We start from the raw sequence: 25,370 nt of genomic DNA, 5'->3' as shown, positions 1-25,370 counted from the left end.
AATCAAAATACTTTTCAATTATCAAATAAGAAACTATGTCAAAAAATCGACTCTTAAAAGTATTTCTTGCAAGCTTAAAGAATAACAAACTTATGTATATCGCTTTGGTGTGCATGGCCTTTGTTATGAACGTACGGGCGCAGGAAACCCACCAGGCAATACCTGTAACCGGTACGGTTAAGGATGAATTTAACATAACACTGCCCGGTGTAACTGTACGTAACCTTAAAACTAAAACAGGCTCAGTTACTAATGATAAAGGCCGCTTTAGTATCCAGGCCAGCCGCGGCGATTCAATAGCCGTTAGCTTTATCGGTTTCAGGACTTTTACCTTTGCCGTTAAGGACGAGATCAATTTCAATATTACACTGCAGGCGGCAGCTAACAGCTTAAATGAGGTTGCTATTGTAGGCTACGGTCAGCAGAAAAAGATCAGTGTAGTAGGCGCGCAATCAACGGTTAACCTGGAAGATATCAAGCAGCCGGTTGCTAATCTGAGCGCCACACTGGCCGGCCGTATCAGCGGTTTGGTTGGCGTACAGCGTTCTGGTCTGCCGGGTCAAAACGGAGCCGATCTTTGGATCCGTGGTATCTCCACCTTTAACTCACAAAACAGCGCGGCACCGCTTATCGTTATTGATGGTGTTCAGGGCAGGGATATTGATAACCTGGATGCTGAAGATATTTCATCATTCACCGTTTTGAAAGATGCTTCGGCCACAGCGGTTTACGGTGTTGCCGGTGCAAACGGTGTAATTATCGTAAACACTAAAAAAGGTGGCGCCGGTAAACCCAACCTGATGTTCAATTATAATGAAGGTATCACCTCATTCACCAAACGCCCCGAGTTAACAGACGGTGTAACTTACATGATGCTCCGGAACGAGGCACGTTTAGCCAGCGGCCAAAGCAAGGAGTACAGTAATAACTACATCAACTCAACCATTAAAAATGAGGATCCTTACTTGTATCCTAATGTGGATTGGATGAAAGAGTTATACGGTAAAACCGCGTATAACAGGAGAGCCAATTTCAGCGCGCGTGGCGGTACCGACAATTCTACGTATTACATCTCCGGAGCTTATTATGATGAGCAAAGTTTACTGAAAACAGATCCATCACAAAGCTATGATGCAAGCACCAGCTTTAAACGTTACAACTTTACGTCAAACGTAACTACCAACTGGACAAGCACTACCAAATTTGAGCTTGGTGTACAAGGTAATATCTCCAACACCAATTACCCCGCAGTAAACCTTGATCACCCTTATCAAAGCGTTCAGGATATTTTTAGCGCGGTAATGCAAACCAACCCGGTACTGTACCCTAAAATTTACCCGGGTAATCTGGTTCCAGGTGTAAGTAACCAGGGTGCGCAGGAAAACCCATGGGACCTTGCAACACAAAGAGGTTATACCAACCTGTTCAGTAACCAGATCTATACCAACGCGAGGCTTACCCAGGATTTGAAGTTTTTAACTCCAGGCCTTTCGATATCTGCCTTATACTCTTTTGACGTTAACAACTCCCATGGCATCAGCAGGTACCGTAGCCGTAACCTGTATTTAATTAACCGTGCCGACCCTTATGATGATAATGGGGATATCAATTTGAACATCATCAGGAGCGATGGATCAGATAACTTATCATATCGCCGTTATAACGATGGTAACCGCCAGTTTTATACTGAGGCATCAATCAACTACGATCATACCTTCAGCAAAGATCACCACATCACGGCATTAGCGCTTTTTAACCAGCGTGAAATTACCCAGCAATTTGCTGATGATGTTACCTCGTCGTTACCATACCGCAACCAGGGTTTGGTAGGCCGTACAACGTACTCATACCGCGACAAATATTTTGGCGAGGTTAACTTTGGTTATAACGGTTCTGAAAACTTTGCTCCAAGCAAAAAATTCGGTTTCTTCCCGTCATTTGGTGTGGGCTGGGTTTTATCAAACGAAAAGTTTTATGAGCCAATAAAGCAGGTATTTGACTATTTCAAAATTCGTTACTCGGATGGTGTTGTGGGTGATGGTGGTAATGGCGGTCGCCGTTTTGGTTACCTTACCCTTGTTAAAACAGGCGATAACGACAACGGGTACACCTTTGGCGATGGCGGCGCGAGCCATCAAATAGGAGGTACTTATATTACCAGCTACGGTACTGATGTGCAATGGGCCCGTTCGCATAAACAAGATCTTGGTATCGAGTTTTACGCGCTTAAATCAGCATTATCTGTAACTGTAGATTTATTCCACGAGCGCAGAAGTGGCGTATTCTTGCAAAGGGGATCTTTGCCTGCCATTGTGGGTCTTAACGCCAACCCGCTGGGTAACTTTGGTATCATAACCAACAAGGGTATTGACGCAACGGTTCAGCTTAATCCAACCAAAATAGGTGCCTTTACATTAGATGTGCGTGGTACCTTTACTTACAACCGCGATAAGGTGATTGAGGATGATAGTCCGATCCAGCCTTACCCATATATGAATACCAGGGGAGTAAATTACCTTTCAACGTTTGGTTATGTGGCTACAGGCCTTTTCCAAAATCAGCAGGAAATTGATAGCAGCCCTAACCAGTCAAACTACTTTGGTACTGTGCGCCCCGGCGATATCAGGTACAAAGATCTCAACGGCGATGGCAAAATTGATGAAAACGACCGTACCCGTATCGGTAACGGCGATGTCCCTACAACTACCTATGGTTTAGGCTTTAACCTTCAATACAAACACTTCTACTTTGGTTTATTCTTCCAGGGTGTTGCCGGTGCCGACAGGCTGCTGAATGGCGATGGTATTATTCCGTTTAACAACAGTACAGGCCCAGAGCGCAGTAACTTATTCGCGGTAGCAGAAGACCGCTGGACACCTGAAAACCCAAATCCTAACGCGTTTTACCCTCGTTTGGCTTACGGTAACAGCGCCAACAAAAATAACTCGGCAGCATCAACCTGGTGGGTTAAGGATATCAGCTTCATACGTTTAAAAACTGCCGATTTTGGCTACAATCTGCCTAAAGGTACATTGAAGAGCATCGGCCTTAAAAATGCAAGGGTTTATCTGCAAGGCTTTAACCTTTTATACTGGAGTCCTTTCAAATTATGGGACCCGGAGCTTAACACAAGCAATGGTACCGCTTATCCAAACGTAAGGACTGCAACACTTGGCGTACAAGCTAATTTTTAATTAAAAACGGAATTTACAGATGAAAAAAATTAAATATATAGGATTGGGCCTGCTTATGTTAAGCATGGGCTCATGTAAAAAATATCTTAGCCAGGTGCCGGATGATGTGATCACGGTTGATAAGATCTTTGCCTCAAAAACCAACACAGAGAGTTTCCTGGCTAATGTTTATCACAGCTTGCCCAACGAATTAAGACAGCGTTACAATGGCCAGGACGATTCAGGGCCCTGGACAGCCTCTTCAGATGAAGCAAAATACAACTGGGATTTTAACTATAGCAACAACATGAACAGCAGCACCTGGAAAAAAACGGATGGTGATGTTGCCTTTTATTGGAATAACTATTATAAAGCCATAAGGAATGCTACGTTCTTTATGCAAAACATTGATAACGCCAATCCGCGGGAGATCCAGGTATCTGATAAAAAGGTGTACAAGGCGGAGGCCCGTGGTTTAAGGGCTTTATATTATTTCTTTTTATTACGCACTTATGGGCCGGTACCTCTTATTGGAGAGAAGGTGCTGGATATTAATGCACCTGTTTCGGATCTGCGTTTGTCAAGGGCTACTTTTGATCAGGGCATTGATTATGTAGTTTCAGAGCTCGATGCAGCTTACCAGGATGTTCCTGTTACAATTGCTCAACGGGAACTTGGACGTATCAACAAAGGTATTTGCAAGGCTTACAAGGTAGAGGCTCTGTTATTAAAAGCAAGCCCGCTATATAATGGTAACACCGGTTTTGCATCTTTAAAAAATGTTGACGGTACTGCTTTAATCAGCCAAACGTATGATGCAACCAAATGGGCTGCGGCGGCTACAGCGGCTAAGGAGTTTATCAACGAATTTGTACCTACTACCTATGATCTTTATACAGATAATGATTCCGATCCATTTATGGCGGCTTATAATGCATGCCGTTATGTAATGACCGACGATTGGAATAAAGAATGGATCTTTGCCAGATCAAGAAGCACAAATTACACGCAGTATGACCGTACTCCTAAACATGTCGGAGCCCCTTATACCGATTCGGGCTACCAGGGTGCGGGATCATTAGGTGCCACACAAACCATGGTCGACGCATATTTAATGGCTAATGGCCTGCCGATCAACGATCCTCAATCTGGCTACGTAGCATCTGGTTTTTCTGATTTTAAGGCTCCGTTTGATACTAAACTAAGAAGTACTTACAACGCATGGGTAAATCGTGAACCACGCTTTTATGTAGGCATTACCTATAACAACAGTCTTTGGTTAAACCAGCAAAACAACAGCGAGATTGTCTCTAACTTCTTTTTTAATGGTAACTCGGGCAGATCGCAAAGTACTTCAGACGTAACACCAACAGGCTATGTGGTACGTAAAAATGTAGCCAATGATGGCGGCGACAGAGGTGCATTATTACTGCGTTTGGCTAACATATACCTTGATTATGTTGAAGCGCTTAACGAATCAGATCCGTCAAATGCTGATATCGTAAAATATCTGAACCTGATCCGCAAACGTGCCGGTGTACCTCAATATGGTACAGGTACCGGCGCTATTGCCGTGCCGTCGGGCCAAGCCGCTATGAAAGATGCTATCCGCAGGGAGCGCCGTGTCGAGCTGGCCTTTGAAAACACCCGGTACTTTGATACCCGCAGGTGGAAAATAGCCGAAACTACCGATGCCGGGCCGTTCTTCGGAATGGATCTGAGCAAAAGCGATAATAGCTTTTACAATAAAACGCAATTGGAAACCAGGATATTCAGGAAAGAAAGAGATTACCTGTTCCCGATTCCTTACGATGAGGTGTTGAAAAATAACAATATGGTTCAAAATCCAGGCTGGTAATCCGGTTTTTTATTGATATTATTGAATCAGGCCCCGCTTAACGCGGGGCTTTTTTAGAAATCTGCCAAAATGAAAAAAACATTTTATTTAATGTGCCTTTTGGGTGTAGCGGTAACCGGTTGCAGCCAGAAAACAACCACGCATACCAAGCAGCCCGTTGTTAATGTCGATGTTCCGGCGCCTGCCGCTACCTGGAAAGAGCACTGGTTTGAACACGCGCAAACACTTAACCGGGTATATTATGATACCAGCGTTGTAGTATATTATGATGCCGATGTGAAACCATCTGTTACCTGGCCTAAAACTTATATGGCGCAGGCCTGGAACTATACCAAAAAAACTTACGGAAACTTTGGCGCAGATTCTCGCCTATATGCGGCGTTTCATGCCGGTAAATATTCCGGCGGGCACCCCTCTACCTATATGGACGACAGTCATGATTATCACAACGTAACCGACTGTGGTTCATCAGATCCAAACGCCTGGACATCGGGGGTGGGTAACGATATCGACCTTTCAACCCACGAGATCGGTCACATTGTTGAAGGTGCTGCAAAGGGCGTACATGGTTCGCCTGCTTTTGGTATCTGGCATGATAGCAAGTGGATGGAAATTTACCAGTACGATGTTTACCTCGGCCTTGGTCGTGATGATGATGCCGCACGCTGGAAAAATATGAAGCTGACTACCACTGATGATTTTCCGCGCGCGGGCACCCATTGGTTCAAGGATTGGTTTTACCCCATCTATACCCAGCACGGGCAAACCAAAGCCTTAAACAATTTCTTTGTGCTGCTGGCCAAATATTTCCCTAAGCAAAACTTTAACAATGGAAAACAAAGCTACCCCGAATATTCAAGGGATTTGAACATGGGAGAGTTTATCCATTTCTGGAGCGGCGCTGCCGGTACCGATCTGAAGCCGCTTGCATTGAGTGCCTTCGGTGATAAAGATGAGCACGGAAACGATTGGGTTAAACAGCTTGAAAAGGCCCGTACAGATTTTCCGGGCATTATTTACTAATACAAAACTTAAAAAATGATCAGGAAAAAACTATTATTCCTCGCCCTGTTATGCGCTGCAGGCACCTGCTTCGCGCAGGATAAGGAGAAAGAAAACGATTTGCAAGAATACCACTTAAACCTGCCTGCAGATAGCAGCGCTTTAGATGCAAAATCAAAAGAAAAGCTTACCAAAGCGTTCTACAAAATTTATCCCGACTTTGCCCGGGCCAATAGCTATCACACTAAAAAACATCTATCGGTTACTTTTTCCGATAGTCCTGCAATTACTGCCGGAGACGGTAAAATGGAGATCAGCGCTGCCGTAATTAAAGATCTGTCTGAAAAGAAACTGGAGAAAGCGATGGAAGCAGCGCTGGCAAAAAATTGGGTATCGGCAGATACCATTAAAAAGAGGGGTTTTCAATTGGTTTTTATCAACAAGAACCAACACATTGATCCGGCTGTACAGCAAAGCCTTATTGATACTTACTTTGAGATTTTTCCGGTGTTGATCAAAACCTTCAATAAAAAAACAACTAAAAGCGTGGTGTTTGTGACCGATACTGCTTATGGTGGCGTAGCCGAGGCCAGCGGCAACCGGATCCTTTTCAGCACCAAATACCTGAAAGCCCATCCAACCGATATTGACGTGGTAACACATGAAACCATGCACCTTGTACAGGGCTACGGCTACAGCGCCGGGCCGGTTTGGTTAACGGAAGGTATTGCCGATTACGTAAGGTATAAATATGGTGTTGATAACGTAGGTTCAAAATGGTATTTACCTGCTTTTAACAGCAAACAAAGCTACACCAACAGCTACCGTATCACCGCCCGCTTTTTTGTTTGGCTGGAAAAAAATGTTAAACCGGGTTTAATTGCCGATCTGGATGTATTGTTGCGTGCGCATCAATACAACGATCAATCATGGGTAACCTTAACCGGCAAAAACCTTGACGCGCTTTGGGAAGCTTACAGCCAAAACCCCGCCGTGGAGTTAACTTACAGCGATAAGGCAAAGGGTAAAAAGGGAGCATAATAAAAGCGGAAATCAAATCCCTCCACCACACCATCATTGCGAGGCACGAAGCAATCCCCGATTGGCAGAGCGGTTATGCAAATCCCCCTGTACAGTTCGCGATTGCTTCGTGCCTCGCAATGACGGGGTGGTGAGGATTGCTTCGTACCTTACAGCAATGACGTTGTAATTGGTATCTATTTTTTCACCTGTTTCAAAATCCCCGGATAAAGCACGCCATCAATATCTGTAAGCTGCAGATCAAGCAAAGAAGCCACCATCGGGGCTATGTCTTCCAGGCCCATCTGGTGAATGATCTTTTGATTGCTGATGCCTGCACCAAATGCTACAAATCCTGTTTCTATTTCCTTAAAATCGGGGAAGTGGCCGTGAGTACCACCGCTGCCGCTGCGTAATGAGTTCCTATCCGTAGCATTGTTAAATGATACTCCTGGAATAGCTGCCAATGCCAATGATACCTGCGGATCTGCCCCCAGTTCATCCAGTTGCTTACGTTCAATTATCCTGAAAAGTTTTCTTTGAGGTGCAGGGGCTTGTTCAAGAAGCGTACGCACCTGTTTCAATACCTTTTGATCGTTGTTTTTCACGTACAGAAAAGTTGTGCCGCCCTGTTGGAAAAACTGGGCTTTCCAGTCGCCGTTTTGCAGATTTTTGCCAACCAGCCCGGCACCTGCCAGCCATACGTTTGGGGCAAGCTGCGTGTGAATGTTCACGAAGCCATGATCGCCCACGATAAGGAAGGCGGTACTGTCTTTAATACCCGCACGTTCAGTAGCTTCAATGATGCGGCCTATGTTACGGTCGATATTAGCAACCGCTTTGCGAACGGTTGGCCCCATACGTCCTTCGGCATGAGCATAGTGGTCAACACAAACCAGGTGAACGGTTATTAAATTAGGTTTATGTTTTTCGATAAGGTAGGAGGCCATGCGGGCCAGGTTATCGTCGGTACTTAAGTGGCCATCCAGATCACAGTTGTACAATTTGCCGGTGGCGTTTTGTTCCAGTTCTTCAAACAAACCCGCAGGTGTAGCATACTTACGGAACGGGCTTAGCGGATCGGGGAGTTTAGTATCGCGTGCGGCATCGGGCATGTTATAATCAACAGGAGCATGTACAGATACCGGCCAAAGTACCGAAGCCGTTGTTAAGCCTTTTTTATGAGCGGCTTCCCACAGTGTTTCGGTTTTTATACGGCGGGCATCGGTATAGCCCAGCTCTCCGGCCTGTTCGGTAGTTTCAAACGGATTGTTGTAAAAAATGCCATGCTTTGCCGGATATTTACCGGTAATAATGGTGGTGTGCGAAGGATAAGTTACTGTTGGCATATCGCCGCGCACGCCATCGGCATAAACACCATTGGCGGCAATTTCCATCAGGTTAATAGCGCCCCAGCTTGGGTCTTTATAAAACTCGGGCCTGAAGCCGTCAATGCTTATCATGACCACGTATTTAGGCTTTTGCGCCCAAGCGGTACAAGTACCTGCCAAAATAAAAAGCAGGGTTTTAAAAAATATCTTCATAAATGATTTTCTAAGAGAATAATAATTGTAGAGACGCATAATTGCGTCTCCCGCTTTGCCAGGCTTTTAACTGCTTGATTTGCATACGGGAGACGCAATTATGTGTCTCTACAAGAAATTGAAACTGTTATTAATTAATAACCAGGGTTTTGTACCATCTTACCCGGGTTAAGATCAACCTCGGGTTGCGGTATCGGGAACAACAATTTATTGGCGGTTACGGTATAGGCATCGGGCGAGAGGTATGAAACCTGTTGTTTTAACTTAGCGCCAAATGCGTTCATTACTTCAATAGCTTTACCTGAGCGGGTAAGGTCATGCCAGCGGTGGTTTTCAAAGGCTAACTCAACCCGGCGTTCGTGCAAAATAGCATCACGCAATGAAGCCTGATCGGTAGCAGTTGTGGCAGCTAAACCGGCGCGAGCGCGTACAGTATTTAACTCGGTTAAAGGCGATTTGCCTTGCTCATTTTTAGCTTCGGCCAACAACAGCAAAGCATCGGCATAACGGTATATCGGGAAATTATCATTTGAGCCGGTGTTGAAATTTAGGCCATGTTCATACTTTTTAATGTATGGTACTCCAATTTTACCGGCGGCAGGCACATAACCAATCACACTTTTTTTAGCAGAGTAAACAAACAGGTCGCTGGCATTATAAGCACCCTCAACAATACCGATAGAGGCATCAAGGCGTTTATCACCCGGTTCATAAGTATTGATCAAATCCTGGGTTGGGGTGTTCCAACCGCCGGTGCTGCTGTTATTCACAGCCGTAACTGTGATAATGGATGTATTGGTGCTGCGCGGCAAAAAGTAAAACGAAATCACGTTAGGTGTTGAAGTTGCATCGAGACCTTCTAAGTACTGGATCTCAAACAACGATTCCTTGCTGTTTTTGTTGGTAGGTACAAACGCGTTTGCATAGTCGGCGTTAAGACCGTAGCCCATACCGGCAAGTGTGGTAAGCAGGGTTTCGGCATCGGCCCATTTCTTTTGGGTAACGTAAATATCTGCCAGCAACATCGTAGCCGAGCCTTTGGTAGCCTCACCCGTTTGCGGGAATTTGGCAGGAGCGGCAAGTTCGCTGATGGCGTCTTTGGCATCGGCTATTATCTGGTTATAAACCTCATCGGCACTCGAACGGCCTAAAAAAGCATCATCAGCTTTTTTAACCTCCTTTAAAAATAATGGTACGCCGCCGTAAAGCCTTACCAGTTTAAAGTAATACCAGGCACGTAAAAACTTGGCCTGCCCATCAATAGGAGCTTTTGTAGCTGCATCAATAGTAGTTGAAGCCGCTAACCTTTCAATAACAATGTTAGTGCGCGATATGCCGGTATAGCAGTGCTGCCAAACGGCATTCGCGTAATCGTTGGTTGAAGTATTGGTAAAGTCGGATATATTTTCGCGATAGATATACGCGGTGCCCCGGTTACTTGGGTAAGGCTGATAGATGGTATTGTCCGACCGCATTTCGGAGGTGAAATAGTCATTCACCAAAACATCACGCAGCGGGGCATAAGCTGCTATTACTGCTTGTTTAAATTGATCGGCAGTGATGTAAAAGTTGGCCCCGGTATAGGAATCCTCGGGATTAAGATCGATATAACTTTTTTTACAGGCGGTTGCTGTAATGGCAAGCAAGGCAATCAGGATATATATCTTTTTCATGTTGATTTTAATTTATGGGGATCAAACTATTTGAATGTTGCCGAAAGGCCTAACGAGAATGTTCTTGGTATAGGGTAAGCGTTTTCGTCAACACCTATGCCCAGTGTAGGGTCAAGACCGGCAAAGTTTATCTCTGGGTTCATACCGCTGTAACCTGTAATAACAAAGGCCTGCTGTACCGAACCGTAAACCCTGATATTCCTGATCATCGACTTCTCTGGCATGTTGATACGATAGCCGAGGGAAATGTTTTTGGCAGTTAGGTATGATCCGTTTTCGACCCATTGCGAGTTAACCTGGCGGCCCATAGCGGTAGTTCCGGTTTTTGTACGCGGATAAATGCCTGAGCCCGGATCGTCAGGAGAGCGCCAGCGATCTGCCGCGGCAGCCAGCATCACCCTCGAACCATCAAGATTGGTTTGATAAGCCCATTTGGCAGCATTGAGGAGTTGGCCGCCAACGGAAAATGCCATATTGATATTCAGATCAAAGTTTTTGTAGCTGAAATTGTTGGTGATACCACCTGTAAAAGTAGGGGTAGGGTCGCCGATGAAGGTACGGTCGTTAACATCGTCAATTACACCATCGCCATTAATGTCTTTAACTTTGATGGTGCCTACATCAGATGCTTTACCATATTGGGCAGAATTTGCCAGGTCGTTGGCATCTTTATACAATCCCAGGAAAACAAAACCATAGAATTCGCCCAAATGATGACCTTCCTGCTGACGGAAATAATCGGACGAAACCGTGTTGTTACGACGGATATACCCCGGACTAACCAGGTCTTTAATAATGTTCCTGTCAAACGAAATATTGAAGCTGGTATTCCATTTAAATTTGCCGGTAAGGTTGGTTGAGTTTACCGAAAATTCATGCCCCCAAAGTTCAAGCACGCCAACGTTATCCAGTATGCTGGTAAAGCCGGATGCTTTAGGGATGGGGCGCTGCATAATCAAACCATCAGAGATCTTGTGGTAATAATCATAAGTAATATTAAGCCTGTTATTGAATAAGGACAGGTCAAAACCGATATCGAATTGTTTGTTGCGCTCCCATCTTAACTCATCGTTTTGCAGGCGGTTGATGGTTTGCCCGGCAGCTAAAGCGCCGGCAAAAGCGTAATAGTATTTAGCGGTTGTTGCAAGCGCGTCGTAGTTGCCAAAAAAGTTGTTACCGGTAACACCATAGCTGGCGCGTAGTTTTAAAAGATCAATGAACGTAAACCTGTTCATGAACTTTTCGTCGCTGATAACCCAGCCCGCCGATACCGATGGGAATGTACCGTATTTTTGATTTTCACCAAAGCGGGAAGAGCCATCGCGGCGTACTGCGCCCTGCAACAGGTATTTGCCCTTGTAGTTATAGTTTACACGTGCAATGCCCGATAGCAAGGAGTATGCACTGTAACCGCCGCCAAAAGCCGAAATGCTTGTTGCCGCCGAAATATAAGGGATATCATCGCTCGGGAAACCTAAACCGGTAATGGAGTTATTGGTGCCACTATATTTTTGTGCCGAATAACCTGCTAATACCTCCAGGTTATGATCGCCAAAACTTTTGTGGTAATCTAAATTGGTTTCGGCGGTGTATGAGCCGTTATCGGCAAAGCTGCTTAAGCCTGTGGCCTGGCCAACGTTTGAAGCCACTACACCCGACTGGAAATACTGGCGCGACTCGCTGCCTTTATCAACAGCTACATTGGTTTTGAGGCTCAGGCCTTTTAAAAACTCATAGTTTAGATAGGCGTTGGCCAGTATGCGGGTAGTTTTATAATCATCGTTAGTAAGCTTAAACTGGGCCAGCGGGTTAATGTATGCCACCATGCCCGGCGAGTAAGTATCGCGGTTATAGGTGCCATCGGCATTATAAGGTGATTTTAGCGGGCTGGCTTCAAAGATCCTTTCAAAAAGACCACCAACACCGTCGGTTGTTAAACGGTTGTTATGATCCAAACGATAGCTGGGCGCTACGCTGAAGCCTATTTTTAGCTTGTTGTTTGATAAAGTAAGGTCCTGGTTAATACGTAATGAAAACAGTTTGGTACCTGTGTTGATCAAAACACCCTGCTGCTCCTGGTAACCGGCGATAACCGTAGATGTTGATTTTTCGCGCGCGGTTTGGATAGTCAGGTCATAGTTTTGGATAGGCGCCGTGCGGGTTAACAGTTTAAACCAATCGGTACCTTTGCCGTACTGATTGGGATCCAGGTAATCGGCTGGGGTAGCAGTAGTGAAGCCCGGTTCATATTTGCGCGAATCGGCAAATTTTTCGTTCATGTACTGAGCGAAACCATGAGCATCCATCATTTTAGGTACCCTGTTGCCGGGGATTTTTTGGATGCCATAGCTTGAGTTAAACTCAATTTTTGATTCGCCGGGTTTGGCGTGTTTGGTGGTAATAAGCACTACGCCGTTTGCCGCGCGCGAACCATATAGCGCCGTAGCCGATGCATCCTTTAAAATACTGTAGCTCTCAATTTCGGACGGGTTAATGTTATTGATGCTGCCCGTAACCGGGATACCGTCGATAACAAATAACGGCTGGTTGCTGGCATAAAACGATGCCGCGCCACGGATACGGAATTCAACACCACGGCCCGGTTGACCGCTGCTTTGTGCTATTTGAACACCGGCAGCCTTACCCTGCAATTGCTGTGCAAACTGCATCACCGGCATATCCTGTAGCTGGCTTGCATCAACCTGGCTAATGGAGCCTGAAATTTCGCGGGCGCGTTGCTTACCGTAACTCACCACTACTTCTTTAAGCATACTGCCGCCGGTCATGCTCAGGTTTAAAACCGAGGTTTGGTTGCCGGTTATGGTTACATTTTTTGATTCGAGCTTGTTATAGCCTATAAAAGTTACTTCAATGGTATAAGTACCCTCGGGAATAGCGATGTTATACATACCCAGTGAGTTACTGATGTCGCCAAGGTTAGTACCTGCTACCCTTACTGTCGCGCCGGGCAGGGCTTCGCCACGATCATCAGTTATTTTACCGGTTAATTTTCCCGAGGCTTGCTTAAACAAAGTGATGTTACCTGCCTGTTCTTTAAACCCGATACCCTGGTTTTTAAAAATTACGGTTAAAATATCCTGCAACGGCTGATTGGTAAATTTTGCCGGGCTGGTATATTTATCATTAAGCTTAAGGTAGTCCTCGTCATAGGCAAAGGATACATTGGTTTTTTTCTCCAGTTTTTTGATGGCCGATGACAGGTCTTCCTTTCCGAAAGAGATATCAACGGGCGTACCCAGGGCCTGTGCCTTAAGCTCCCCGGCCTGTACGGATACCAGGCCTATTGTAACTGATATTGAAATTAGTAAAAATGTAATGCGCATAAACTGCCTCCATAACTGTGTATAGAAATTCATATTTTTGATGGCTTTGTAATGAGTGAAAATGTTGCTTAGCATTAGCAGGTAAGGGAGGGAAACCCTGTGCCCGCTTAAATTAATTAAGGCCGGCGCCGCTGTAACGGAGCCGGTTTTTTTGTTAATAGAGGGTTACCTCATGGCCCTCCTTTCTGAAATGCGTATTATGTAACTGGCTGATGGCTTTCAGCGTTTCATCAGGCGGTATATTTTGCTTTATGCGGATGGTAAAGCGATAGCCTTTTGCCCGCGCGTTACCTGCATGAAGATTAATATTAAACAGGTTTTTATAAACAAGCGCCAACTCGTCAAAACCCGCCTGGTTAAGGCTGGTGTTGCCATCTTTCCAGCTCTGGCTGTTTTCAATGTTAACCTGCTCATTGCTGTAGGTATCTTTAGCAGGTAAATAGGTTAATTGCTGTCCCGGCGTTAACACCGAAAGGGTTTTATCTCCATGGCTTACCGAAACTTTGCCTGTAGCAACAACCACCTTAATAAACGGCATTTGTTTGTAGGCACTGATGTTAAAGGATGTACCCAATACCTGCACTTTTAAAACAGCGGCATTTACGCGGAACGGCTTGGTAGCATCATGCTTTACTTTAAAAAAAGCCTCACCCTCATCAAGGTATACCTGGCGGATGTCTTCGTTGAAAGAAGCCGGTACCCGGATGCGGCTTGCAGCATTTACCCAGATCACCGAGCTATCGGGCAGCGTAATCTGCCTTACTTCGCCCGCATGGGTTTGGATGATTGTAAATGTTTGGTTTTGGGGCAGCTTATTACGGATAACAAAATATGCTGCCAATGATAAACCGGATACAAGCAGTACACTTGCCGCTATGCGGTAAACATACCACGAACGGTTGCGCTGCTGAGCTATGGCCGCTTTGATGCCCGCATGGATATTGTTTTTTATGCGTTCGCGTTCTTCCTGAGGTAATTGCTGATTACTTTCGTTTTGGTATGATTTATACCAGGCCTCAACAATAGCGTTTTCGGTTTCGTTGGCAGTACCCTTAAGGTAGCGGCGTAACTGTTTTCTGAATTTATATATATCCATTCGCGGGTGTTTTCAGCTTATAGTTGCTAAAAAGGCCCGGAGGTACTTTTAATTCCAGTTAAGTTTATATTAATTATTTGTGAAGTAGTGCCGCTAAAACAGCTATATAGGTAACATGCTTTTCGGGATGTTTTTCGATGATGGTTTGTCTTAACCGCCTTAAAACTTCTGAAATATAGTTTTTTACAGTTTGCTCGGCGAGACCGAGCTGACCTGCTATAGCTTTTACAGATAGGTTTTCACTACGGAGCTGATAAACACGCTGCAGCATTTCGGGCATGCTGTTAACGGCGTGTTCCAGGGTTCTTTCAAGTTCGAGGTAGTCGGTATGGCTTTCTATCGAATCTTCCAGATAGGTGACGCGTCTCAGGGCATCCTGCATCCGGATATCATTTGTTTTTTGTGACCGGAAATGTCCCATTACACTTAATCGTACGGCACTCAGTAAATAGTATTCAAGCGATAGCTGTACTTCCAGTACTTTACGCCGCTGCCATAATTTGATGAAAATCTCCTGTACTATATCCTGCGCAATAGCATCATCATTAAGCCTGGCATTTGCCGCCTGGTATAATTTTTCCCAATAGCGTTCAAACAACAAGTCGAAAGCAAAACTATCGTCTTCTTTAATTTGCAGTAATAACGTTTTATCAGGCGAACTTTCCGTGAGCATTTCCGGCCAAAGTTATACCGTCAATGTTAACTTAATTTTAAATCGGTTGCTGGAAAACGATTTAGGAATGTTTTAGGCCTGTTATTAATAGAATAGTTTTGAAAAAATAAACTGAATTGGTCTATTCCTTTTTATTGTAGCATAGGCATCACGCTAATATGCGCCGTAGGCGCTACCTGTTTGTAGAAAAATATAACCGCCGTTTTTGCGCCGTAGGTGCTACCCTAAGAGAGCGATGCTTATAATCAATGCGGAGCGGGTAGCCTCTACGAGGCAAAAGACTGTTGCTTTTATTTTTCTACAAACAGGTATCCCCTACGGGGAATTCGCATATGATAAAGTTGTATAAACCCATTATCTGATGAAAAAGGACGATAAATGCATCCGCTTCAAAGCTTGCATAACGAGTTTACAAAAGAGATGATATTTCTCTTTAGGCCCGATATGATCTGGCTATCATATCAATTGCAAAAAATGGATTATCGTTAATGTCCTTTACCAAAACTCTTTTCACCGGCTTCAACGGCCAAATCTATCCGGTTTTCATCGGGTGGTTTAGGGCATGAATAGCCGCTTGCAAACGCGCAATAAGGATTATAGGCCTTATTGAAGTCGATGACTATTGAGCCGTTTTTAATGTCGCGGGTGGTCAGATCAATGTAGCGGCCACCGCCATAGGTTGTTGTTCCGTTGGTAGCATCGGTAAAAGGCAAAAACAGGTAATTGCTAAACGCGGGATTTTGAGACAGCGCTATACTTTTGTAAATGGTTAACTGCATAGGCTTATCTCTTAAAGTGAACGAAAGCAAAGCGTAACGTACATACTGTTTAGCCGTGCCATCAAATGCCGGTATTACAAATGCCGATTGGTTAGTGAGCAGTTCGGCTTTGGCTGTAACCCGGTAGGTGCTATCGGCATCATAAAATCTTAAATATTGCAGATCATCCTGTTTCAGCGGTGAACGCGGATCTTTCAAAAAATCATCTTTATAATTTTGCCTGAAAGAGGCGATTTGTTCTTTATGGCTTTGCGCAAAACCACGCTGACCGGCGAAGAAGATAAGTAAAATGATGCTCAAATATTTCATATGTACCGCAGGGATTTGGCTCAAAGTTAACGCAGAAACCTTATAAAAAAAATCGCCATTGCCTCATTTTCCGGCAATGACGATTTTATTATTGTATGTTAAACGGGTTAAATCACCCCTTCAATAAAAAACTTGTTGATGCCTTCCACATCGCTCAAATGAGTAGTTATCCGGCTGATCTTTTCGTCAACAATATCACAAACTATGGCTACGTATTCATCAAGGATCAAATCGCCGCGGCTGGCTGTGTTGTGCAGCGACAACGCTACGCTATCCAAACCATATAAAATATGATTAAGCTGAACCATTACCCCAAAATCACGCAACTGATTGGCCCGTTTTATTACAGCATCGGCACCAACTGCCGGCCCAGATAATAAGCTTGTTCCAGGCAGTGTCCAGGTAACATCATTGGTAAGGGCTGAGCGCATGAGTTCCCAATCACGATTCTTTAAGCCGGTCAAAAACTTATTGGCCAATTGCTCTTTTACTTCTTCGGTAGTTTTCATGTGGTTAGAATGTTTTAGTTAATAGGATCGGCGGCAGGAAAATCTACAGGAATTTCGGTGTTGGCGAATACATAGTTAGTATAAACGCGTATGGTAATAAAGGCGATGAGCTCCATTAAAGCAGCTTCGTCAAAGCCTGCAGCGTAGAAGTCATTTAGTGAGGTTTCATCGGCTTTACCTTTATTTTCAACAATTGACTTTGCTAAGCCAACAATGGCGTTTAATTTTTCATCATCAGTATGCCCTCTTCTAATGTCAAGGGTTTGCTCCTTAGTAAACCCGCGTTTTATGGCTAACATGCTATGACCGGCTAAACAGTAGGCACAGCCATTTATTTCGGATACGATAAGGGCAATAGCTTCCCTTTCTTTAGGGGTAAATACGCTTTTACCCATGTCATCTTCCATATCCATAAACATTTTAAGAGCAGGAGCAGAGTAGCCCATGGTAGCGTACAAATTTGGCACTTTACCAACGCGTTTTGTGAAAGTATCAAACATAACCTGCGATTCGGCACTTACCTGGTCGCGGGTTGGAACTGTTATTGTTTTCATGATTATATTATGGTTTAAGATTATTTACTTGTTGTTTTACGTTTAAGATAAAGCTGCGCAGTCTCGCTCATAGTGATAATAGCGCCGCCAAGGATCACGATATCTTTGATTACTAAACGACCGCGGCCTGACAGGTAAGGGAAGCCCCATTGGTTATCGGTTAAGTGTGGCACCCAGCTTTCGGGGGTGGTAATCAGGAATGATAATGTACCCAGGGTCATGATAAATACCAGGATGCTGGCAATCATACTTGGTATTGGTATAACTTTATAAAGGGCAACCAAAACACCCAATGTTACCAGGAAGATCCCCAGTCCCACGGAAAAACCGTATGTGTTATTTTCGATGTGCCATTGGTGATTGGCAGCAATCAGTTCACCTTCTTTGTTTACGTGTTTTTTGTATTCGGTTGGGTGGTTATAGAAGAATGACATTACCGGGCTGTTGGCCACAAAGGGTACTACACCATCGGCCTCATAAGCGAAAAACTTAAGACCGCCAATCCAAAGGAATACGACTACGATGCCGAAACGAACGGCTTTTTTACCAAGCTGATCAAGGTTTGCTATGGTATTTATTATTGAAGTTTTCATGTTGTTGTTTTTTGATGAAGCAAAATTACAACGCCACGTACTCCCCCAACATGGACAAAAAAGGGTTTTATTTGTACAAATCCGCTACGATGGAAATTCCTGTTTTATCGCGGAATGTTTGTGGTGATACTTTGGTGAACTTTTTAAATACCCGGCTGAAATAGAATTCGTCCTGAAATTTAAGGTTATAGGCAATTTCTTTAATACTTTGCCTGGTGAGGTGAAGCTGTTTTTTGGCTTCGAGAATGAGGCGCTCCTGTATGAGTTGAGAGGGGGATTTATGGAAGTATCTGGCACAGCGCCTGGTTAAGGTATCAGACGATATGGCCAGTAATGACGCGTAATCTGATGGTTTATGCAGATCAAGAAAATGCTGATTGAGTAGCGTACGGAACTTTTCCATCAGCTCATCTTTCTGAGGTTTATCCTGATCGGTATTGATGGCGTTCATTTTTATGCTGCTGGCTTTGGCCAAAAAAAGCTGAAGGTAGGCCCGCAGCACAATTTCAGACGGTTGCGGCTGCATAAATTCGTCGTCCATCTGCATAAGCAGCAGTTCAAAAACCTTTACATCCTGCGGGCTAAGCGGGACAATGGGATCAAGATAAATGTTGTTAAATAACAGCCCGTTGCAGGCTACTTCTTCCCTGTGGTACTCAATACAGTAAAAGTCGCTGTGAAACTGTAATAGATTGCTTTTTATAGCGCGGCATTCATCTATATAAATAGTTTGAAGCGGGGTTGAAAACAGCAGCACCGGGCCAGTAAAGGGAAACGCGCCAAAATCGGCATGAAAAATACCCGAGCCTTCCGGAACCAGGTAAACGGTATATTCTGAAAACTGGGCAGGTGTACACAAAATGTCTTCCTGTGGTTCTTTCAGCCCAAGTAAAAACTCTCCTGATTTATCGCGGATTTCCTTCAAAACGCTTGTGGTTTAGGCCGCTAATATAAAATATACGCTGCTATACCCCGGCAGCAATTTTTATGGGCGACGTTTTGGCTCAAAAAAATTACAAAATACCAATAGAGGCAGCTGTTTTGTTGACATTTCTTACATGTAAGTTCATGCGTCTTTCGCTTGAACTATGACTAAAGTAAGCGTCCACGCTTACGTTTATAACGCAATACGGGAGCGTGGACGCTCTATAAGGGTAACGATCAAGCGTAGACGCTTAATCTTGCGGAGGAAATACAAAACTAAACTGCCTCGCCAATCATCCCTTTCAACACCTCACACAAAATACCAATCTCTTCTTCAGTATTATAGTAATGCACCGACGCTCTTACAATATTACTCAGGTGGTTTTTATTCATGTAGATGAGTGTTGATACTGCTTTCCCAACCGATACATTGATATGCCGCTCTGCCAGTTTGTTTTTTACGGTTGCGGCATCCGTGCCGTCTACAGAAAAAGTAACAATACCACATAGCTGGTCGCCAAAATCATGAACTTTTATGCCGTTAACTTCTTTTAGCTTATCGCGCAGCAATCCCGCTAAATATTGAACGCGCTGCCAGGTACGCTCAACGCCAAGATTAAGCGCGTATTCAACGGCTTTTCCGAGGCCCAGGGTTAGGGCACGGTTTTTTTCATAAACCTCGAAACGACGTGCATCGTCACGCGGTTTAAAATCAGTTTCAGTTACCCATTGCGTGGTAAAGCCGTCCATGAAAAACAGTTTTAGTTTATCCCGCACCTCTTTGCGTACATATAAAAAGCCGGTGCCCCTCGGTGCGCGCAGATATTTCCTGCCGGTTACCGCCAGCATATCGCAGCCTATATCCTCTACATCTAATGGTACATGGCCAACGCTCTGGCAGGCATCAAGCAGGTATAGGATGTTATGCTTCCGGGCTATTTTGCCAATCTCCACAACGGGAATCATTCCTCCTGCTGTGGATGGGATATGGGTTACCGCAATCAGTTTTGTTTTAGGGCCGATGGCTTCCTCAAAAGCTTTAAGTGGGAAATTGCCATGCTCATCGTTCGGGATCACTTTAAACTTCACGCCCAATGTTTTTTGTGCATGAAGTAAACCAATCAGGTTGGTTACATACTCCATTTCGCAGGTAATGATCTCATCGTCGGGTTTAAAGTCAATACCGTTAAAAGCCAGCCACCAGCCAATACTGGCGTTTTCAACAATGGCAATTTCATCCTTGCGGGCGTTAATAAGTTTGGCTATCAGGTTGTAGGTATTTTCCAACTCCTCGCGGTAAGTGTATTCGGTTTCATAGCCCCCATTTTGCGCTTCTTCGTACAGGTAATCTATCACTGTATCAACCACTGCATTGGCCGGCAATGATGAACCTGCATTGTTAAAATGGATAGTTTTCTCGGTACCCCGGGTTTCGGCCCTTAGCTGTTGTATTTCCTGTTCGGTTAGTATATTTTCCATTGAGCTTAGTTGTTAATAAAATTTATTTCCATCATGATATCGGCACGTTTGTAGGTGCCCGGTTCAACCGGTATTTCGGTAAAACCCAATTTGCGGTAAATGTGGATGGCATTTTCCAATACCCTGCTCGAAAATAAGATCAGTTTTTTTACGCCAAGCTCCCGGGCTTTATCAATCCCCGTTTGACACAAAAACTGACCCGCACCCGCACCGCGATGATCTTTATCAACGGCCATTTTAGTAAGCTCATAAACGCCGTCTTCAATATATCGCAGGGCTACGGTTCCAATAATTTTTTGGTTTGAAGTAACAAAGTAAATACTTCCGCCAGTTTTGATGATGGCCTCGTCCGGATTTTCCAAAACCCATTTATCAAAAGGCTCAACGGTAAAATACTCTTCAAGCCATGCCTTATTAAATTTTTCAAAGTAGGGGGCATGTTGGGGCTGATAATCGATAACCTGTAGTTCCATGTGCTTAATTATTTGATCGATACAAAATAAAAGTATCCGGCAATAGAAAAACAGATGCAGTTTTGTTAATTTTGAGCATAACAGATTTGGTATGGAAAGCCCGGTAATCAGTACAGATAATGATTTTTTGTATGCGCAGATAGCTGCCCGTATAGAGAAACAGATCAAACAAAACCTGCTCAAGCCCGGCGATAAGCTGCCATCGGTAAGGATGTTGAGCCAGGAGCAGGGCATTAGCCTGAGTACGGCTTATAAGGCTTATGTGGAGTTGGAAAATATGGGATTGATAGAGGCCCGTACCAAATCGGGTTATTATGTAAAATATCTGCCCGCCCGTTTTACGAGCGTTCCGGAAACCAAGCCCCCGGTCAGTAAAGTGGAGCAGGTTGGCGTTGCCGAAATGATTGCCATGGTTTACCGCAACATGTCCGAAGACAGCGTTATACAGTTGTCCCGCTCGTCCCCACCCCTGAGTTTGATTCCGATGACTAAGCTCAGTAAATCCATGCTCGAGTCTATTCGTAACAGTCCCACCGGAAATATTACTTATGAAAATCCGCAGGGTAACATAGCTTTACGCAAGCAAGTGGCAAAAAATGCCTTTAACTGGGGCGGCAACATTACCGGGGATGATGTGGTTACCACACAAGGCTGCCTGGAGGCTTTGATATTTTGCCTGCGGGCACTTACCAAACCGGGCGACACCATCGCTATTGAAAGCCCTACCTATTTCGGCATTTTCAATGTGATGCTGAGCCTCGATTTGAAAGTATTGGAGATTCCTGTAAAACCGGATACCGGACTCGACCTGGAATACCTGGAGCGGGCAATGGAAGAAGTGCCTGTAAAGGTATGCCTGTTTGTTACCAATTTCAGCAACCCCATAGGTGTTTGCATGTCCGACGAGCGCAAGCAACAACTGGTTCGCCTGCTGGCCAAAAAACAAGTTCCCTTAATTGAGGACGATATTTATGGCGAGATCTATTTTGGCAAAAGCCGGCCGCGAACCTGCAAAAGCTATGATACTGAAGGCCTGGTGATCCTGTGCTCATCAGTTTCCAAATCTATAGCGCCGGGCTATAGGGTAGGCTGGTGCATCCCCGGGCGGTTTAAGGAGCAGGTGCTGAATATCAAAATGATGCATAGTATAGCCTCCGCTACCCCCACGCAGGCAGCTATCGGTCATTTTTTTGAAACCGGACGGTATGACCTGCACATGCGGCACCTACGTAAAGCGCTATACACCCAATGCCTGAGGTATACGCAGGCTATAGCGACACACTTTCCGGCGGGTACAAAAATAAGCAGGCCCCAGGGCGGTTATGCCCTTTGGATTGAGCTGGATAAAAAGGTTAACGCCTTTGAACTTTATCAGGCGGCTATGGAGCATAACATCAGTATAGCTCCCGGCCAGATCTTTAGTGTAGACGGGCGTTTTAACAATTTTATCCGCATTAGCTTTGGATTAGCTTTTGATGATGTGGTAGAAGAGAGTTTCAGGGTATTAGGAAAATTGGTAAAGCAACTTTCTTAAAGGTAGTTTAAAAATGAAGTATATTCATTGCCGTTGGTTTTAACCAACGGAATAAAAGCTGAAAAAAGTTCTGGCTTTAGCCCAATTAAGCAAGCGAATTTGGGCTGAAGCCCTCTTTTGCTATTCATTATTCCGTTGGTTAAAACCAACGGTAATGATTTTTTTACTTACAGTGCGTTGTTTCGGCGTGCTTAAACGATTCGCTAAGCAATTGCGTTAGCACAGCGGCATCAACATCGGTTAACTTAATAATATGTGTACAACCGCCGCTTTGCTTATGTTTTCCTAATTTTTGAAGCAGCTGTTCTTTGCTCTCAAAGCTTGGAAGATAAAGTGTGAGGGAACTCTTGCGCGGTGAAAAAGCGATGAGCGGTGCGTCACCTTCGCGACCGCTTTCATATTTGTAATGATAGCTGCCAAAACCCACAATAGCCGGTCCCCACATTTTTGCTTTTTGTCCACTGGCTTCTTCCATCAGTTCGGCAAGTTTAAAGCTGTAAGCGCGTTTAGTTTCATCGGCTATGGTGTTAATGAAATCGGCAACGCTGCTTTCGTTTTCGGTGGTTTTATTGGTGTTTTTGGCCATGGCATTATGCGGACAAAGGTTTAAAACTGATATAAATATATCATGAAAATTTTATTTTATCCCATAGTTTATTGGTAACAACCTGCTGTATCACCTGCTCGCGGTAATTGCGGCTTATGGGCACACGATGCTGGCCGATAAAAATATCGTTCCCTTCAATACCATCAATTTTACCGGTAGATACAATGTATGATTTATGCACGCGAATAAATAATTTACTATCCAGGTTTTGCTCCAGGCTTTTAAGGTTTAACAGCGTAACGTATTTGGCTTTAGTGGTAAAAATGGTCACATAGTTCTGCATGCCCTCAACGTACAGTATCTCATCAAAATAGATCTTCTCATACTTGTTGCCGCATTTGATAAAAAAATATCCCTCATCAGTTTCTGTTTTTGGCGCGCCGGGCTGGACCGAATTACAAAGCAGCCGGTGATAATCTTTAGCCTTATTGGCCGATTTGAAAAAGCGGTCGAACGTAATGGGTTTCAGTAAGTAATCAAGTACATTGAGCTGGAAACCTTCCAGCGCGTAACTTGGATAGGCCGTAGTGATGATCACCATGGGCGGTTTTTGCATGATCTTTAAAAAATCAATGCCGTTCATTTTGGGCATCTGGATATCCAGGAATATCAGATCAATGGCTTCACGGTCGAGCAGTTTGATCAGTTCAAGCGGGTTTTCGCACGTGCCTGTTAAGGTCAAGAAATCTACCTCGCGTACATAGCTGGCCAATCCTTCCCTGGCCAAAGGTTCATCGTCAATTATTACACAGTTCATCATAGGGTGGCCATTTGAAGGGTTGTTGCCGATTGTTCCAGTTCGGCCAAAGTCAATTGCAGGTGTACCTCAAAGCGGTTACCCGTATTTTGAATCTCCAGTTTATGAAGATCGGGGTAGATCAGATCAAGTCTGCGTTTTACATTTTTCAGACCGATGCCGCCGTAGTCCAATACCTCGGTACCTGGTTCGTTGGATGTACTGTTGGCGACTGAAAAGTCAAGCTGATTATTGGTTAGCCCGAGTTTAATACCAATCCAGTTGGGTTGCCCCGCATCTTTTGATACGTGTTTAAAGGCATTTTCTACAAAGGTCATGAGTATGAAGGGGGCTATCCCTAAATGCCCTGGCATGGGTTCATCGGCCTCAAAAGTGACATGTACATTATTGTTTTGGCGGAGTTTTTCCAGTTCGATAAAATTTTCGAGATAGGTGAGTTCTTTTCCCAGGGGGATTTGATGATCGTTGCATTCATACAATTGATACCGCAACAACTCCGAAAATTTGGCAAGGGAAGCGGATGCCATTCCCGGATTTTTATGGATCAGGAAAAATATAGAGTTGATACTGTTGAACAGGAAGTGCGGGTTAAACTGATACTTAAGGAATTTGAGTTCGGTTTCCAGTTTCTCTTTTTCGAGTAATTGCTGGCGATGCTGGGTTTGCAGCCAGTTTTTAGTCAGCTTGATGCTCATACCTAAGGTCATGCTGGCTATGGTTGAGGGAAACGATGTATTATAGAAATACATGAAGTTATCCGGATCAACCCCAAACATTGTTTTAACCGAACAGCCCGCGAAGAATGCGCTCAAATAATAACCTCCATTAATAAGTGACGACGCGCAAATTGCCGTTAACGAAAGGTAGATAACGTATTTTGTAAGACTGCCCTTTTTCATATACCTGGGCATGAGGTAGTATAGGTTGAAATAAACCGCAAATGCCTGCAAAACCACATAAGCCAGCATCTTAACACTATAAGCCGAAAAAAACATGGATTTGGCAGCAGCTACGGGATTAGCCACCGCTATAGTGAACCAGAAATAATGGTACACGCACCAAAACGGAATGTGGTACAGCTTGTATTTAAACAACCAGTTCTGGTTTAAAGTATCTACGGATAATCTGGTCATATCAGATATAGTTAAGGACAAACAAAAAAACGACCGTCATCGCGAGGAACGAGGCAATCCCAAACTATACAGAGTGGCTCTGCCAATCGGGGATTGCTTCGTTCCTCGTAATGACGGCTTTTATACTTTCATACAGTGTTTTTTTAACGTCATACCTAAAGATACGGCAATAGCACTGATTTATACATGGTTATTATATCAAGCGGGTTAAATAATTGACCAAATGCAGACTTTGGCGTATAAGCAGTGAAAAAGCTGATATAGTTTAGGGTTTTACCTTATTAGCCCGCTTTTTCGGTATCTTATCAATTATCCACAGCTACTCATCACTGAAGT

Annotated in this window: 20 protein-coding genes; 5 read left to right on the top strand and 15 right to left on the bottom strand. The window is 44.3% G+C overall.

Annotated features, from left to right (window positions below):
- The first annotated feature begins 35 nt into the window (after positions 1-35).
- The 4 genes from EAH55_RS22590 (at position 36) to EAH55_RS22575 (ending at position 7,074) form a co-directional block, all read left to right on the top strand.
- A complete protein-coding gene (locus EAH55_RS22590; protein ID WP_244228305.1) occupies positions 36-3,194 on the top strand; it encodes a SusC/RagA family TonB-linked outer membrane protein in 3,159 nt (1,052 codons plus the stop codon).
- 19 nt (positions 3,195-3,213) lie between these two features.
- Positions 3,214-5,031, top strand: a complete 1,818-nt coding sequence (locus EAH55_RS22585) for a RagB/SusD family nutrient uptake outer membrane protein (protein WP_121811635.1) — start codon at positions 3,214-3,216, stop codon at positions 5,029-5,031.
- Between the two features lie 69 nt (positions 5,032-5,100).
- Complete coding sequence (locus tag EAH55_RS22580; RefSeq protein WP_121811634.1) at positions 5,101-6,054, top strand: hypothetical protein; 954 nt, start codon at positions 5,101-5,103, stop codon at positions 6,052-6,054.
- A gap of 15 nt (positions 6,055-6,069) precedes the next feature.
- Positions 6,070-7,074, top strand: a complete 1,005-nt coding sequence (locus tag EAH55_RS22575) for a basic secretory protein-like protein (RefSeq protein WP_121811633.1) — start codon at positions 6,070-6,072, stop codon at positions 7,072-7,074.
- Positions 7,075-7,250: 176 nt separating this feature from the next.
- On the opposite strand, the gene EAH55_RS22570 is transcribed toward EAH55_RS22575, so the two are convergent.
- The 12 genes from EAH55_RS22570 to EAH55_RS22515 form a co-directional block, all read right to left on the bottom strand.
- Complete coding sequence (locus EAH55_RS22570) at positions 7,251-8,597, bottom strand: alkaline phosphatase family protein (RefSeq protein ID WP_121811632.1); 1,347 nt, start codon at positions 8,595-8,597, stop codon at positions 7,251-7,253.
- 134 nt (positions 8,598-8,731) lie between these two features.
- A complete protein-coding gene (locus EAH55_RS22565; RefSeq protein WP_121811631.1) occupies positions 8,732-10,270 on the bottom strand; it encodes a RagB/SusD family nutrient uptake outer membrane protein in 1,539 nt (512 codons plus the stop codon).
- 26 nt (positions 10,271-10,296) lie between these two features.
- A complete protein-coding gene (locus EAH55_RS22560; RefSeq protein ID WP_244228303.1) occupies positions 10,297-13,647 on the bottom strand; it encodes a SusC/RagA family TonB-linked outer membrane protein in 3,351 nt (1,116 codons plus the stop codon).
- A 121-nt stretch (positions 13,648-13,768) separates the two neighbouring features.
- Positions 13,769-14,710, bottom strand: coding sequence for a FecR family protein (locus EAH55_RS22555; RefSeq protein ID WP_121811630.1), 942 nt, complete (start codon positions 14,708-14,710; stop codon positions 13,769-13,771).
- 73 nt (positions 14,711-14,783) lie between these two features.
- A complete protein-coding gene (locus tag EAH55_RS22550) occupies positions 14,784-15,383 on the bottom strand; it encodes an RNA polymerase sigma factor (protein ID WP_121811629.1) in 600 nt (199 codons plus the stop codon).
- A 485-nt stretch (positions 15,384-15,868) separates the two neighbouring features.
- Complete coding sequence (locus tag EAH55_RS22545; RefSeq protein WP_121811628.1) at positions 15,869-16,471, bottom strand: DUF1684 domain-containing protein; 603 nt, start codon at positions 16,469-16,471, stop codon at positions 15,869-15,871.
- A 107-nt stretch (positions 16,472-16,578) separates the two neighbouring features.
- Positions 16,579-16,980: a nuclear transport factor 2 family protein gene (locus tag EAH55_RS22540; RefSeq protein ID WP_208644907.1), complete on the bottom strand. Its 402-nt coding sequence runs from the start codon at positions 16,978-16,980 to the stop codon at positions 16,579-16,581.
- Between the two features lie 14 nt (positions 16,981-16,994).
- Complete coding sequence (locus EAH55_RS22535) at positions 16,995-17,534, bottom strand: carboxymuconolactone decarboxylase family protein (protein ID WP_121811627.1); 540 nt, start codon at positions 17,532-17,534, stop codon at positions 16,995-16,997.
- A gap of 20 nt (positions 17,535-17,554) precedes the next feature.
- Positions 17,555-18,127, bottom strand: coding sequence for a DUF417 family protein (locus tag EAH55_RS22530; protein WP_121811626.1), 573 nt, complete (start codon positions 18,125-18,127; stop codon positions 17,555-17,557).
- Between the two features lie 67 nt (positions 18,128-18,194).
- Complete coding sequence (locus tag EAH55_RS22525) at positions 18,195-19,052, bottom strand: helix-turn-helix domain-containing protein (RefSeq protein WP_121811625.1); 858 nt, start codon at positions 19,050-19,052, stop codon at positions 18,195-18,197.
- Between the two features lie 275 nt (positions 19,053-19,327).
- On the bottom strand, positions 19,328-20,530 hold the full coding sequence (locus EAH55_RS22520; RefSeq protein ID WP_121811624.1) for an aminotransferase class V-fold PLP-dependent enzyme: 1,203 nt from the start codon (positions 20,528-20,530) through the stop codon (positions 19,328-19,330).
- Between the two features lie 5 nt (positions 20,531-20,535).
- Positions 20,536-21,003 carry a GNAT family N-acetyltransferase gene (locus EAH55_RS22515; RefSeq protein WP_121811623.1) on the bottom strand — a complete coding sequence of 156 codons (468 nt, stop codon included), beginning with the start codon at positions 21,001-21,003 and terminating at the stop codon, positions 20,536-20,538.
- A gap of 91 nt (positions 21,004-21,094) precedes the next feature.
- On the opposite strand from EAH55_RS22515, the gene EAH55_RS22510 reads away from it, so the two are divergent.
- A complete protein-coding gene (locus tag EAH55_RS22510; protein WP_121811622.1) occupies positions 21,095-22,537 on the top strand; it encodes an aminotransferase-like domain-containing protein in 1,443 nt (480 codons plus the stop codon).
- A 163-nt stretch (positions 22,538-22,700) separates the two neighbouring features.
- On the opposite strand, the gene EAH55_RS22505 is transcribed toward EAH55_RS22510, so the two are convergent.
- Genes EAH55_RS22505 through EAH55_RS22495 form a run of 3 tightly spaced genes read right to left on the bottom strand, consistent with a single transcriptional unit; the run spans position 22,701 to position 25,034 of the window.
- Positions 22,701-23,123 carry a DUF1801 domain-containing protein gene (locus EAH55_RS22505; RefSeq protein ID WP_121811621.1) on the bottom strand — a complete coding sequence of 141 codons (423 nt, stop codon included), beginning with the start codon at positions 23,121-23,123 and terminating at the stop codon, positions 22,701-22,703.
- A 40-nt stretch (positions 23,124-23,163) separates the two neighbouring features.
- The gene (locus EAH55_RS22500) at positions 23,164-23,904 is read right to left on the bottom strand and encodes a LytR/AlgR family response regulator transcription factor (RefSeq protein ID WP_121811620.1); all 741 of its coding nucleotides are present in this window, start codon (positions 23,902-23,904) and stop codon (positions 23,164-23,166) included.
- Positions 23,901-25,034: a sensor histidine kinase gene (locus EAH55_RS22495; RefSeq protein WP_121811619.1), complete on the bottom strand. Its 1,134-nt coding sequence runs from the start codon at positions 25,032-25,034 to the stop codon at positions 23,901-23,903. Before EAH55_RS22495 ends, EAH55_RS22500 begins: the two co-directional genes overlap by 4 nt.
- Between the last annotated feature and the right edge of the window lie 336 nt (positions 25,035-25,370).

The sequence above is a fragment of the Mucilaginibacter kameinonensis genome, assembly GCF_003675385.1.
Lineage (GTDB): Bacteria > Bacteroidota > Bacteroidia > Sphingobacteriales > Sphingobacteriaceae > Mucilaginibacter > Mucilaginibacter kameinonensis.
Note: the sequence above shows the minus strand (reverse complement) of the source record. Positions and strands in the feature narration are given on the sequence as shown.

Excerpts from the sequence above, each read along its gene's own strand:
- EAH55_RS22590 (WP_244228305.1), top strand. The coding sequence starts at position 36 with ATGTCAAAAAATCGACTCTTAAAAGTATTTCTTGCAAGCTTAAAGAAT.
- EAH55_RS22585 (WP_121811635.1), top strand. The coding sequence starts at position 3,214 with ATGAAAAAAATTAAATATATAGGATTGGGCCTGCTTATGTTAAGCATG.
- EAH55_RS22580 (WP_121811634.1), top strand. The coding sequence starts at position 5,101 with ATGAAAAAAACATTTTATTTAATGTGCCTTTTGGGTGTAGCGGTAACC.
- EAH55_RS22575 (WP_121811633.1), top strand. The coding sequence starts at position 6,070 with ATGATCAGGAAAAAACTATTATTCCTCGCCCTGTTATGCGCTGCAGGC.
- EAH55_RS22570 (WP_121811632.1), bottom strand. The coding sequence starts at position 8,597 with ATGAAGATATTTTTTAAAACCCTGCTTTTTATTTTGGCAGGTACTTGT.
- EAH55_RS22565 (WP_121811631.1), bottom strand. The coding sequence starts at position 10,270 with ATGAAAAAGATATATATCCTGATTGCCTTGCTTGCCATTACAGCAACC.
- EAH55_RS22560 (WP_244228303.1), bottom strand. The coding sequence starts at position 13,647 with ATGAATTTCTATACACAGTTATGGAGGCAGTTTATGCGCATTACATTT.
- EAH55_RS22555 (WP_121811630.1), bottom strand. The coding sequence starts at position 14,710 with ATGGATATATATAAATTCAGAAAACAGTTACGCCGCTACCTTAAGGGT.
- EAH55_RS22550 (WP_121811629.1), bottom strand. The coding sequence starts at position 15,383 with ATGCTCACGGAAAGTTCGCCTGATAAAACGTTATTACTGCAAATTAAA.
- EAH55_RS22545 (WP_121811628.1), bottom strand. The coding sequence starts at position 16,471 with ATGAAATATTTGAGCATCATTTTACTTATCTTCTTCGCCGGTCAGCGT.
- EAH55_RS22540 (WP_208644907.1), bottom strand. The coding sequence starts at position 16,980 with ATGAAAACTACCGAAGAAGTAAAAGAGCAATTGGCCAATAAGTTTTTG.
- EAH55_RS22535 (WP_121811627.1), bottom strand. The coding sequence starts at position 17,534 with ATGAAAACAATAACAGTTCCAACCCGCGACCAGGTAAGTGCCGAATCG.
- EAH55_RS22530 (WP_121811626.1), bottom strand. The coding sequence starts at position 18,127 with ATGAAAACTTCAATAATAAATACCATAGCAAACCTTGATCAGCTTGGT.
- EAH55_RS22520 (WP_121811624.1), bottom strand. The coding sequence starts at position 20,530 with ATGGAAAATATACTAACCGAACAGGAAATACAACAGCTAAGGGCCGAA.
- EAH55_RS22515 (WP_121811623.1), bottom strand. The coding sequence starts at position 21,003 with ATGGAACTACAGGTTATCGATTATCAGCCCCAACATGCCCCCTACTTT.
- EAH55_RS22510 (WP_121811622.1), top strand. The coding sequence starts at position 21,095 with ATGGAAAGCCCGGTAATCAGTACAGATAATGATTTTTTGTATGCGCAG.
- EAH55_RS22505 (WP_121811621.1), bottom strand. The coding sequence starts at position 23,123 with ATGGCCAAAAACACCAATAAAACCACCGAAAACGAAAGCAGCGTTGCC.
- EAH55_RS22500 (WP_121811620.1), bottom strand. The coding sequence starts at position 23,904 with ATGATGAACTGTGTAATAATTGACGATGAACCTTTGGCCAGGGAAGGA.
- EAH55_RS22495 (WP_121811619.1), bottom strand. The coding sequence starts at position 25,034 with ATGACCAGATTATCCGTAGATACTTTAAACCAGAACTGGTTGTTTAAA.